Source organism: Streptomyces sp. NPDC014656 (genome assembly GCF_043084305.1).
In the GTDB taxonomy this organism is placed as follows: Bacteria; Actinomycetota; Actinomycetes; order Streptomycetales; family Streptomycetaceae; genus Streptomyces.
The window spans coordinates 43,508-54,693 of the sequence record NZ_JBIBZN010000004.1; the positions used below are offsets into that span (position 1 = coordinate 43,508).

An 11,186-nucleotide genomic window follows, 5' to 3' on the forward strand; every position below is an offset into this window, starting at 1 on the left:
GCCGTCACCGCCGCCGTTCGCCGCGGTCGCGGCCCCGGAGCAGGTCGCCCGGTTCGAGATCGCCGTCGAGGAAGCGCCCGGCTACGAAGCCGACCGCACCCAAGGCCGCGACCAGCAGAAACGCCCCGAAGCCGCCGAAGTATCCGGCGAAGCCGAGACCCATGCCGGCCAGCAGGCCGACCACCGCCATGCTCATGCTGAACCCCTTTCCTGGCCCTGCGGTCCGTGTGTCCGTGTCCGTCGGCTACTGGAGCCGGGACTCGGGCTCGTCTTCCTCCTCGTCGGGCAGCTTCACGTCGCTGACCGCGATGTTGACCTCGACGACCTCCAGGCCCGTCATCCGTTCCACGGCCGCGATCACGTTCTCGCGGACCGCTCCGGCGACGTCGGCGATGGAGACGCCGTAGTCGACGACGATCTCCAGGTCGAGCGCGGTCTGCACCTCGCCGACCTCGGCCTTGACTCCCCGGGTGACGCCCGCCTTGCCGCCGCCCCCGCCGGGGACGCGGTCGCGGACGGCGCCGAGGGTGCGGGAGAGCCCGCTGCCCATGGCGTGGACGCCGACGACGTCACGGGCCGCCATGCCGGCGATCTTCTCCACCACGCCGTCGGCGATGGTGGTCCGGCCCCGGGTGGCGGCCGCGCCGCCGCCCTTCTTGATGGCCGGCATGCTTTCCCCACTGCGTTCACTGTCCGTCATCAGGTTCAGCCCCTTCTGGGATATTTCGGGGTTCTTCGCTCACATTAAGGGCGGTTACCCGATGCCGCTCCAGGGATACGGCAGTCTGGGGCAATGACCATGGGTGACGGTTGGACGGCGGCGGTACGCGACCGCCTGGCGCCGGGCAGGCTGCTGCCGCTCGGCACGGTGGCGGGAGCCTGGCTCGCGGAGCGCGCGGCCCGGGAGGCACTGGGCCGCGCGGCCTCGGGGGTGCGGGGCGTGGTGCCGGGGGCGCTGCGGGTCGGCGCGGCGGCGGAGGCGAGCGTGCCGGATCCGCCGTTCCCGGTGCCGCCGGGCGGGCTGGCGCCGGGGCCGCTGCGGATCGACGCCGCGTTCGCCGTGGTGGCGGCCGGGCGGCCGCTGCCGGAGACGGCGGAGGAGGTGCGGGCGGCGCTCCTCGCGGAGGCGGCGGAGCTGGGCCTGTCGGTGACGGAGGTCGATCTGCGGGTGACGGACCTGCTGGAAGGGGCGCCCGCGCCGGAGCCGCCGCCGGAGCCGTCCGGCCGTGCCGCGCCGGCGACGGACGATCCGGTGGCGCTCGCGGTGCTGCTGGTGCCGGGCGTGGCGGCGGTGACGGACGCGCTGGGCCCGCCGGTGCACCGGGTCCGCGAGGAGGTCCGGGTGGAGTTCGCGGTGGCGGCCGGGCATCCGCCGGCCGAGGTGGCGCGGGCGGCGCACGCGGCGGCGGCCGCGGCGGCCCCCGCGGGCGCCGCGGTCACCGTCCTGGTCACGGAGGTGCGCTGAGGGGCCCTCGCGGGCGGGCGTCAGTCGCCGAGGCCGGCCAGGTCGCGCAGGCGGCGGGCCTGGGCGGCGCGCTCGGCCGTGCGCTGCTCCTCGTAGGAGCGGCCGGCGGCCCCCTGGAGCAGCGCCTTGGTCTCGACGACCGCGTCGCGCGGCGCGGCGAGCAGGGCGGCGGCGAGGTCCCGCACCGCGGCGTCGAGTTCGGCGGCGGGCACGGCGATGTTGGCCAGGCCGATGCGCTCGGCCTCCTCCGCGTGGACGAAACGGCCGGTGGCGCAGATCTCCAGCGCGCGGGCGTAGCCCACGAGGGAGACGAGGGGGTGCGTCCCGGTGAGGTCCGGGACGAGGCCCAGGCTGGTCTCGCGCATCGCGAACTGCACGTCCTCGGCGACGACCCGCAGGTCGCAGGCGAGGGCGAGCTGGAAGCCCGCACCGATGGCGTGGCCCTGGACGGCCGCGACGGACACGAGGTCGCTGCGGCGCCACCAGGTGAACGCCTCCTGGTACTCGGCGATGACCGCGTCGAGGTCCGCGTCGGAACCCCGTGCGAGGTCGAGGAAGGACGGCTCTCCGTCGAAGCCCTCGGGCGTGAAGGCCTGTCGGTCGAGTCCGGCGGAGAAGGACTGGCCCTCACCGCGCAGGACGACGATCCGCACGCTGCCCGGAAGAGACCGGCCGGCTTCCGTCAACGCCCGCCACAGAGCGGGAGACTGGGCGTTGCGCTTCGCCGGGTTGGTCAGGGTCACCGTGGCAACGGCGTCCTCGACGGTGAGCCGTACACCGTCCTTGTCGAAGACGAGCTGGGAGTCGTCGGGCGTGGTCATGGGGCGCCTCCGGTTCCAATGCAGCACTGCATCCGATGCTAAGTGACTGCACAGTAACCACCCGGTCGGTCGCAGGACCGACCGGGTGCCCACCGGGAGGGTCCCGGTGGACCGGTCGAGCCGCCCCCGGCGTCAGGCCGAGGCTGCCTTCTTGCCCCGCGTCGCTCCGCCGCGACCACGCAGCGTGACTCCGGATTCACTGAGCATCCGGTGGACGAATCCGTAGGAGCGGCCCGTTTCCTCGGCCAGCGCCCGGATGCTCGCACCGGAGTCGTACTTCTTCTTCAGGTCTGCCGCGAGCTTGTCGCGCGCGGCGCCGGTCACCCGGCTGCCCTTCTTCAGAGTCTCGGCCACCCGTGCCTCCTCATGGGAAGTGCGCTCTGGACTTCTCATGATCACCCCTCCCCGTCTTCCTGGCCACCCATTCGACAAGGTCCGTCCTGCCGGGTTTGCGGACGAGTACGGCGTCCTCACGATCGGAAGCCGACATTCCGCACGGCTGGAACCCGCCCCCCGAAGGAGTGGATCAAGGGACCGCCAGGTCAGCGACGTCGAGGGAACAAACGTGCGACGCGGGCCCTGCCGGAAGGATTCGGCAGTGGCCCGCGCCGTGGGTACGAGACCTTCTCACTCAGATGACGGATCCGGCGATGAGCCGAATGATCCAGCCGGGGCTCAGGCCAGGGCGACCAGGTCCGCGTAGTCCGGGCCCCACAGGTCCTCCACGCCGTCCGGGAGCAGGATGATCCGCTCCGGGTCGAGCGCCTCGACGGCGCCCTCGTCGTGGGTGACCAGGACGACCGCGCCCTTGTAGGTGCGCAGCGCGCCGAGGATCTCCTCGCGGCTTGCGGGGTCGAGGTTGTTGGTGGGCTCGTCGAGCAGGAGCACGTTGGCCGAGGAGACGACCAGGGTCGCGAGCGCCAGACGGGTCTTCTCGCCGCCGGAGAGCACCCCGGCCGGCTTGTCGACGTCGTCGCCGGAGAAGAGGAAGGTGCCGAGCGTCTTGCGGACCTCGACCAGGTCGAGGTCGGGCGCGGCGGAGCGCATGTTCTCCAGGACCGTGCGCTCCGGGTCCAGGGTCTCGTGCTCCTGGGCGTAGTAGCCGAGCTTGAGGCCGTGGCCGGGGGTGACCTCGCCGGTGTCGGGCTGCTCGACCCCGCCGAGGAGGCGGAGCAGGGTGGTCTTGCCGGCGCCGTTGAGGCCGAGGATGACGACCCGGGAGCCCTTGTCGATGGCCAGGTCGACGTCGGTGAAGATCTCCAGGGAGCCGTACGACTTGGACAGGCCCTCCGCGGTGAGCGGGGTCTTGCCGCAGGGCGCGGGCTCCGGGAAGCGCAGCTTGGCGACCTTGTCGGAGGCGCGGACCGCCTCCAGGCCGGAGAGCAGGCGCTCGGCGCGCTTGGCCATGTTCTGCGCGGCGACCGTCTTGGTGGCCTTGGCGCGCATCTTGTCGGCCTGCGAGTTGAGGGCGGCGGCCTTCTTCTCGGCGTTCTGGCGCTCGCGCTTGCGGCGCTTCTCGTCGGCCTCGCGCTGCTGCTGGTAGAGCTTCCAGCCCATGTTGTAGACGTCGATCGTGGAGCGGTTGGCGTCCAGGTAGAAGACCTTGTTGACGACGGTCTCGACCAGGTCGACGTCGTGGGAGATGACGATGAAGCCGCCGCGGTAGCTCTTCAGGTAGTCGCGCAGCCAGACGATCGAGTCGGCGTCGAGGTGGTTCGTCGGCTCGTCGAGGAGGAGCGTGTCGGCGTCCGAGAAGAGGATCCGGGCCAGCTCGATCCGGCGGCGCTGACCGCCGGAGAGGGTGTGCAGCGGCTGGCCGAGGACCCGGTCGGGCAGTCCGAGGGCGGCCGCGATGGTGGCGGCCTCGGCCTCGGCGGCGTACCCGCCCTTGGTGAGGAACTCGGTCTCCTGGCGCTCGTACTGCTTGAGGGCCTTCTCCCGGGTGGCGCCGGAGCCGGTCGCGATCCGCTCCTCGTTCATCCGCATCTTGCGCAGGAGGACGTCGAGGCCGCGGGCCGAGAGGACGCGGTCGCGGGCGAGGATGTCGAGGTCGCCGGTGCGCGGGTCCTGCGGGAGGTAGCCGACCTCGCCGGAGCGGGCGATGGTGCCGCCGGCGGGCTGGCCCTCACCGGCCAGGCACTTGGTGAGCGTGGTCTTGCCCGCTCCGTTGCGGCCGACGAGGCCGATGCGGTCGCCCTTGGCGACGCGGAAGGACGTGTTCTCGATGAGGATGCGGGCGCCGGCGCGCAGCTCGATGCCGGAAGCGGTGATCACGGACGGACTCCAGGGCGATGGGAAGACGGCGGATGACGACAGGTGACGGGCTGCGACGCCGCTAATGCACCCAGGGGAGGATGTCCCAGGGGAGAATGTCCATGCGGCCATTCTATCGGGCGTCTGCAACTGGTTTTCGGCCACACGGGCGACGCGGACGGCATCGGGATGTTTCTCTCAGTGCGCGACAGAGGGAACAAAAGGGGCGGGGCACCGGAGACCGGCTGATACTCGGCGGAGGGCGGCGGTCGGGCCGTCGCGGTGACGCGGAGGTGGACCGTGCAGTTCGACGACGACGCCCGTCTGGACACCTCCGAGGTGAAGGACGTCCGGGGCAGCCGCGTCCCGGGCGGGAAGGCGACCGTCGGCGGCGGGATCATCGGCTTCATCGCCCTGATCCTCGGCGTCTTCTTCGGGGTCGGACCCGACCAGCTCGGGCTCTCCTCCGGCGGTGAGGACGAGCCCGCCGTCGGCGCGTCCTCCGCGGCCCAGCTGGACCAGGCCTGCCGGACCGGCGCGGACGCCAACAGCCGCCAGGACTGCCGGACCGTGGCCGTGGTCAACAGCCTCCAGGACTACTGGCGCGGCGAGTACGCCCGCCGGGGCGGCACCTACACCGACGCCTCCACCGTGCTGTTCAGCCGGCAGGTGAACACCGCCTGCGGCGCGGCGAGCTCCGCCGTCGGCCCCTTCTACTGCCCCGGCGACCGGAAGGTCTACCTGGACCTCGGCTTCTTCGACGAGCTGCGGACCAAGTTCGGCGCGGGCGGCGGCCCCTTCGCCCAGGCGTACGTGGTGGCCCACGAGTACGGGCACCACGTGCAGAACCTGATGGGGACGCTCGGCCGGGCCCAGGACGGGCGGACCGGGGCGGACTCCAACGCCGTCCGCGTCGAGCTCCAGGCGGACTGCTACGCGGGCGTGTGGGCCCGGCACGCCACGACCACCCCGGACGACGCCACCGGCCGGCCGCTGCTCACCCGGCTCGACGACGCCGACATCCGGGACGGCCTGGACGCGGCGGCGGCGGTGGGCGACGACCGGATCCAGGAGCGCTTCCAGGGCCGGGTGACGCCGGAGAGCTGGACGCACGGCTCGGCCGAGCAGCGCCGGCAGTGGTTCTCCACGGGCTACCGGACGGGCGACATGGCCCGGTGCAACACCTTCCGCTGATTGTCGGCGCCCCCTGCGAGACTGTGTCCCAGATCACATCCTGACCGACCGAGAGGGAGTGAGCGGGATGTCCGAGGCACCCGACATCTGTCCGGCACTGAGGTACCGGGACGCGAAGGCGGCGATCACGCTGCTCACCGAGGCCTTCGGGTTCACCGCCACCGCGGTGTACGAGGGCGAGGACGGCCTGGTCGCGCACGCCGAGCTGGCGTACGGGAACGGGACGGTGATGCTCGGCAGCAGCGGCACCGGCAGCGTCTTCGACAAGGCGATGGGCGCGGGCGGCCCGGTGGGGATCTACGTCCGCGTCCGGGACGTGGACGAGCACCACGCCCGGGCCGTCGCGCACGGCGCGGAGATCGTGATGCCGCCCACCGACCAGGAGTACGGCTCCCGGGACTACATGGCGAAGGACTCCGAGGGCAACGTGTGGAGCTTCGGCACCTACGCCCCGGGCCCCGCGGACTGACGCGGCGGGCCCGGAGCGGGCGGGACGGGGCCGGGGTCAGGCGCCGCCGGTGTGGACCTGGAAGGCGGCCCGCCGGACGGCCTTCGCCAGCGCCGGGTCCGGGTGGGCGGCGGCCAGCGCGACCAGCACCTGCACCGTCCTCGGATGGCCGACGGCCCTGACCTCGTCCAGCAGCGCGGGCACGGTCCCCTGCACGGCCGAGTCCAGGTGCCGCACCAGCAGTTCGCTCTCGCCGTGGTCGGCGACGGCGGCCGCGGTGTCCACCCAGAGCCAGGTCGCCTCCTCGCGGGTGAGGACCTCGGGCGCGTCGTCGGGGTCGGTGCCCTCGTACTCGGCGAGCCACAGCAGCGCGTAGGGCCGCAGCGAGGGCTCGGCGACCGCGGCGCGGACCTCCGCCTCGGCGGGGGCGCCGACCACCCGCAGCGCCTCGAAGGCGAGGCCGCGCAGCAGGGCGTCCTCGCCGCGCGCGGCGGCGAGCAGCTCGGCGACCGCGCCGGCCAGCGTGCGGGCGGCGAGCCACGCGCGGTACTCGTCACGGGCCGGGCCCGGGGTGAGCCGGGCGCAGCCGCGGAGCATGTCGGCGGCGGACTGCTCGATGTTCCCGGCGGGGCTCTGCGCGGCCACGCAGATCTGCTCCAGCTTGACCCACACCGCCCAGTTGCCGAGCGGAGTCAGGGTCGCGTGACGTCCCTCCGGGCCGGTCCCCCCGTCCAGGGTGAGCGCGCCGACCTCGGCGAGGCCCTCCAGGGCCCAGTCGAGGAGCGAGGGCAGGCGCTCGGCGGGGGTGGGGGGCTGCGCGGGGGCGCCGTCGCCGGGCACCTCGCAGCGCTCCTCGCGGAGTTCGTCGACGCGCTGCCCCAGGAGGTCGAGCAGGACGGGGACGAGGACCGGGCCCTGGGAGAGCTGGAGCAGCGACAGGACCTGCGGCACGGCCTCCACGACCTCGGCGACCGCGCCGGGCGCCACGCCCTCGGGGGCGGGGTGGACCAGCGACCAGGCGTCGAGGAGCGCGACCCAGCCGCGGAGGACCGCGGAGTCGTCGCGGTCCCACGCCTGGAGCCGCCAGCCGGGGCGGACGGTGGCGCCGTGCAGCTCGACCAGGCCGGCGAGGCGGGCCCGGTCCCAGCCGGCGCGGACCCGAGCGGCCGTCAGGCCGAGCTCGGCGGCGGCCCGTTCGACGGCGGCCGGGCCGTCGAGCGGAGCGGAAGCGGAAGCGGAGGCGGAAGCGGGCCGGTCGGCCGCGCGGGGGCCCTGCCGCGGACCGTGCGGGGTGGCGGCCCAGCGGGCGATCCGTACGGCGTCGGCGAGGACGAGCCTGGCCTGGCGGGCCAGTTCCGCGCGGGGCGGGGTGCCCTCGGGCGGCCTCGGGGCAGGCCGGGTGCGCCGCGTCGTCGCGGCCCGTCGGGCGGTGGCCAGCGACCGCGGACGGACGAGTCGGAGTCTGGAGTTGCGCGCCAATGGTTCATCGGGCTTTCGAGACGTCACGGGGGCAGTCTTCCCGCTGACGGCCCGAAAGCCCAATCGGAATCCCCCGCGCCGTCGTGGCGCGCCCCGGCCCCCGTGCGGGCGGCGCGGCGGCGCGGCGGTCCGGCCGGGCGCGGCCGGCCGGGGAGGGGGGCTACATCAGGGGGGTGAGGTAGCGGCGGAGGGCTTCCTCGTAGCGGAGCGGGTCGGCGTTCCACATGGCGGTGTGGGGGGCCTGGCGGACGGGGAGGAGGGTGACCAGGTCGGGGCGGCGGGCGGCCAGTTCGACGGACGGCTCCCAGGGGGAGATCGTGTCGTCGGGGCCGTGCGCCAGCAGGACCGGGATCCGCAGGTCCGCCGAGTGGTCGGGGTGCGGGCCGGTGCGGCCGAGGGCGGCGCGGACGGCGAGCGGGACCAGCGGGGCGGGTACGCCCCGGGCGGCGGCGAGGTTGCGGACGGTGGCCTCCCAGTCGAGGACCGGGGAGTCGAGGACCAGGCCGGCGATGCGGTCGCGCACGCCGGATTGCGCCGACGCGCGCAGCGCCATCGTGGCGCCGGTGCCCCAGCCGTGCAGGACGATCTTGGAGGCGCCGCGGCGGACCGCGTACCGCAGGACCGCGTCGACGTCGCGCCACTCGGTGTCGCCGAGCTGGGCGAGGCCGTCGGCCGGCTCGGGGGCGCCCCGGTCGCCGCGGTAGGCGGGGACGAGGACGGGGACGCGGCGGCGGGCGTAGAAGGGGACGAGGTTCAGGGCGTGCTCGCGGCCGGCGCCGAGGCCGTGCAGGGCGACGACCCAGGTGGAGCGGGGTCCGGTGACGAGCCAGGCGGGGAGCGGGCCGAGCTCGCCGGGGATCTCGACGTCCTCGTGGGGCAGGCCGAGGGCCGTCTCCGGGGTGCCGGTGTGCAGCTGGGGGGTCAGGCGGACCCGGCTGCCGGGGCCGAGGGCGCCGCGCTCGACGCGTTCGAGGCGGCGCACGACCGTGTCGGCGGTGTGCGGGACGCGGTCGAGGACCGGGCCGGCGACCGCGTGCACCCCGGGCGCCGTCATCCCGTACGTGCCGGGGCGCAGCGAGGCGAGGCTGCGGGTGAGGGTCACCCGCTCGGGTCCGGTGGCGTGCACGGTGAGCTTGGGGTCGCCGGGGAGGGGCCGTCCGGACGCCGCCTTGAGGGCGACGCCGCTGGCGTGGCGGCCGGCCGCCACGGCGGCCGCACCGACACCGATCAGGGTGGTGACGGCCGCTGCCGTCGCTGTAGCCGGGCGCACGCTCCAGTGTCGCCACGGGGGCGGGGAGGCCGCCACCGGACGGGGGCCGGGCGGGTGCCGGGGGCCGGGCGGAGACCGGAGGCCGGGCGGAGACCGGAGGCCGGGCGGGGGCCGGAGGCCGGGCGAATGCGGGGCGGGGCGGAGGCCGGGCGGGTGCCCCGGGAGGGTGACGAGGGTCTCTCCGGGGGGTCCTCGTGCGGATGAATCCGTCCAGGGCGTGAAACGCGCCGATCGGGCGGGGAGGCGGCTTGGGTCCGGTGTGTCCCGTGCGGTCCGGGATTACCCGTGGTTGCGGGGTGACCGGATGGTGGACACGAGGGCGTCCCGGACGCCAAGCGGAATCTCACGGCACCGGTTCGGGACACCGTGATGCCCCGCCCAGTTCACCTTCCGTTCACTCAGGTTGCCTACGTTCGACCAGCCACTGACGTCAAACGATTGCCTGGGTAAATGGAACACATCACGCTGCTGCTCGCCATTGTGGTCGTGACAGCTCTCGTGTTCGATTTCACGAACGGTTTCCACGACACCGCCAACGCGATGGCCACGACCATCTCGACCGGTGCCCTCAAGCCCAAGACGGCGGTGGCCATGTCCGCCGTGCTGAACCTGGTCGGCGCGTTCCTGTCCGTCGAGGTCGCCAAGACGATCTCCGGCGGGATCATCAACGAAGAGGGCATCCGCACGGAAGTGATCTTCGCGGCCCTCGTCGGCGCCATCCTGTGGAATCTGCTGACCTGGCTCCTGGGCCTGCCGTCCAGCTCCTCCCACGCCCTCTTCGGCGGCCTCATCGGCGCCGCGGTCATGTCGGCCGGCTGGTCGGCCGTGAACGGCTCGACCATCGTCACCAAGGTCCTCATCCCGGCCGTGGCGGCCCCCCTGGTCGCCGGTCTCGCCGCGATGGCCGCGACCAAGCTGACGTACAAGATCAAGGCGAACCCGGAGGCCAAGGCGACCGCCAAGGGCTACCGGGCCGGCCAGATCGCCTCCGCCGGTCTCGTCTCCCTCGCCCACGGCACCAACGACGCCCAGAAGACGATGGGCATCATCACCCTCGCCCTGGTCACCCAGGGCGTCGTCGCCCCCGGCTCGAACCCCCCGCTGTGGGTCATCGTCTCGGCCGGCCTGGCGATCGCGCTCGGCACCTACCTCGGCGGCTGGCGCATCATCCGCACCATGGGCAAGGGCCTCACCGACCTCCAGCCGCAGCAGGGCTTCGCCGCCCAGACCAGCGCCGCGACGGTCATCCTGGCCTCCTCGCACCTCGGCTTCTCCCTCTCCACCACCCAGTCCTGCTCGGGTGCCGTGATGGGCGCCGGCCTCGGCCGCAAGGGCGGTGTCGTCCGCTGGTCGACCGCCACCCGGATGTTCGTCGCCTGGGGCCTGACCCTCCCGGCCGCCGGTCTCGTCGGCGCCGCCGCCGAGTTCCTCACCAAGCAGGGCACCTGGGGCATCGCCGTCACCGCGGCCCTCCTGATCGGCGGCTCGGCCGTGATCTGGACGCTCTCCCGCCGCCAGCCGGTCGACCACCACAACGTCACCGCCGACGACCTGGGCGGCGACGACTCCGACTCCGGCACCCCCGGCGTCGTGACCACGGCCATCGCGGCCGTCACCCCGCCGCCGGCCGGCTCCGTCGCCGCCGTCGCGGACGACGGCCTCAAGACGACCATCCACGCGCCGGGTCCGAACGACCCCGCCGCTCCCCCGGCCCCCGCCGCCGCGGTCTGAGCCCCCTAAGGAAACGGGAACCCAAGCCATGAAGATCGACTGGGCAGCTCTCGGCTCCGTCTTCGGAGTCAGCCTCGTGGCGACCGTCGCCCTCGTGGGCCTCTTCACCCTCGGGATCGTCGGCCTCGGCAAGCAGGAGCAGGCCGCGGCCTCGGGCGGCTCCGCCGTCCTCGCCCGCACCGGCGCCTACGCCTGCTTCGCGCTGTGCGCGGCGGCCGTCGCGTACGGCATCTACCTGATCGTCGCCTGACGCACCGCACCCCTGGGCCGGGCCCGCACCTCTTCGAGGGCGGGCCCGGCCCTCGTGTCTGTGGCGCTCCGCACAGTGACCCGTCGCAGGTCAAGGGTGAGTTGACGGCCGTTCGCGGGGCGTGGTGGACTGCCGGGGCCAATACGGCGGCAATGGAGAGGAAGCCCGGTGCGATTCCGGCGCGGTCCCGCCACTGTGACCGGGCCCGGCGAACAGCCGGGGTCCGGGAGCCAGGAACTCTCGCCGCCGGTCACGTCGACCCAGGGCGCGGACCC

The 11,186-nt window shown here is 74.0% G+C and carries 12 protein-coding genes and 1 riboswitch; of the genes, 5 read left to right on the top strand and 7 right to left on the bottom strand.

All coding sequences use genetic code 11. The features are described 5' to 3' along the window. Positions 1-4: 4 nt before the first annotated feature. Together ACF1ED_RS10930 and ACF1ED_RS10935 are read right to left on the bottom strand one after the other, a co-directional pair. Positions 5-196 carry a hypothetical protein gene (locus tag ACF1ED_RS10930; RefSeq protein WP_190224429.1) on the bottom strand — a complete coding sequence of 64 codons (192 nt, stop codon included), beginning with the start codon at positions 194-196 and terminating at the stop codon, positions 5-7. Positions 197-244: 48 nt separating this feature from the next. Then, positions 245-700, bottom strand: coding sequence for an Asp23/Gls24 family envelope stress response protein (locus tag ACF1ED_RS10935; protein ID WP_391758863.1), 456 nt, complete (start codon positions 698-700; stop codon positions 245-247). A gap of 93 nt (positions 701-793) precedes the next feature. On the opposite strand from ACF1ED_RS10935, the gene ACF1ED_RS10940 reads away from it, so the two are divergent. Continuing rightward, positions 794-1,465 carry a hypothetical protein gene (locus tag ACF1ED_RS10940; RefSeq protein ID WP_391758865.1) on the top strand — a complete coding sequence of 224 codons (672 nt, stop codon included), beginning with the start codon at positions 794-796 and terminating at the stop codon, positions 1,463-1,465. Between the two features lie 20 nt (positions 1,466-1,485). Here ACF1ED_RS10940 and ACF1ED_RS10945 read toward each other — a convergent pair whose 3' ends face one another. The 3 genes from ACF1ED_RS10945 to ACF1ED_RS10955 form a co-directional block, all read right to left on the bottom strand. After that, complete coding sequence (locus ACF1ED_RS10945) at positions 1,486-2,286, bottom strand: enoyl-CoA hydratase/isomerase family protein (RefSeq protein WP_391758867.1); 801 nt, start codon at positions 2,284-2,286, stop codon at positions 1,486-1,488. Positions 2,287-2,418: 132 nt separating this feature from the next. Next, on the bottom strand, positions 2,419-2,640 hold the full coding sequence (locus tag ACF1ED_RS10950; RefSeq protein WP_006123601.1) for a helix-turn-helix domain-containing protein: 222 nt from the start codon (positions 2,638-2,640) through the stop codon (positions 2,419-2,421). Positions 2,641-2,961: 321 nt separating this feature from the next. Further along, on the bottom strand, positions 2,962-4,560 hold the full coding sequence (locus ACF1ED_RS10955; RefSeq protein ID WP_391758869.1) for an ABC-F family ATP-binding cassette domain-containing protein: 1,599 nt from the start codon (positions 4,558-4,560) through the stop codon (positions 2,962-2,964). Positions 4,561-4,839: 279 nt separating this feature from the next. On the opposite strand from ACF1ED_RS10955, the gene ACF1ED_RS10960 reads away from it, so the two are divergent. Beyond that, on the top strand, positions 4,840-5,733 hold the full coding sequence (locus ACF1ED_RS10960; RefSeq protein WP_391758871.1) for a neutral zinc metallopeptidase: 894 nt from the start codon (positions 4,840-4,842) through the stop codon (positions 5,731-5,733). 67 nt (positions 5,734-5,800) lie between these two features. Continuing rightward, positions 5,801-6,202 (top strand): VOC family protein, encoded by a 402-nt coding sequence (locus ACF1ED_RS10965; RefSeq protein WP_391758873.1) that lies wholly within the window; start codon positions 5,801-5,803, stop codon positions 6,200-6,202. A 36-nt stretch (positions 6,203-6,238) separates the two neighbouring features. Here the strand turns inward: ACF1ED_RS10965 and ACF1ED_RS10970 are convergent, their stop codons facing one another. Beyond that, positions 6,239-7,687 (bottom strand): hypothetical protein, encoded by a 1,449-nt coding sequence (locus ACF1ED_RS10970; protein ID WP_391758875.1) that lies wholly within the window; start codon positions 7,685-7,687, stop codon positions 6,239-6,241. Between the two features lie 133 nt (positions 7,688-7,820). After that, entirely contained in the window at positions 7,821-8,930 is a 1,110-nt protein-coding gene (locus ACF1ED_RS10975) for an alpha/beta hydrolase (protein WP_391758877.1), read from the bottom strand. 450 nt (positions 8,931-9,380) lie between these two features. On the opposite strand from ACF1ED_RS10975, the gene ACF1ED_RS10980 reads away from it, so the two are divergent. Together ACF1ED_RS10980 and ACF1ED_RS10985 are read left to right on the top strand one after the other, a co-directional pair. Then, positions 9,381-10,661, top strand: a complete 1,281-nt coding sequence (locus ACF1ED_RS10980) for an anion permease (RefSeq protein ID WP_391758879.1) — start codon at positions 9,381-9,383, stop codon at positions 10,659-10,661. 28 nt (positions 10,662-10,689) lie between these two features. Then, on the top strand, positions 10,690-10,911 hold the full coding sequence (locus ACF1ED_RS10985; RefSeq protein ID WP_351108097.1) for a hypothetical protein: 222 nt from the start codon (positions 10,690-10,692) through the stop codon (positions 10,909-10,911). A 156-nt stretch (positions 10,912-11,067) separates the two neighbouring features. Beyond that, a riboswitch (cobalamin riboswitch) is annotated at positions 11,068-11,151 on the top strand. Positions 11,152-11,186 lie beyond the last annotated feature (35 nt).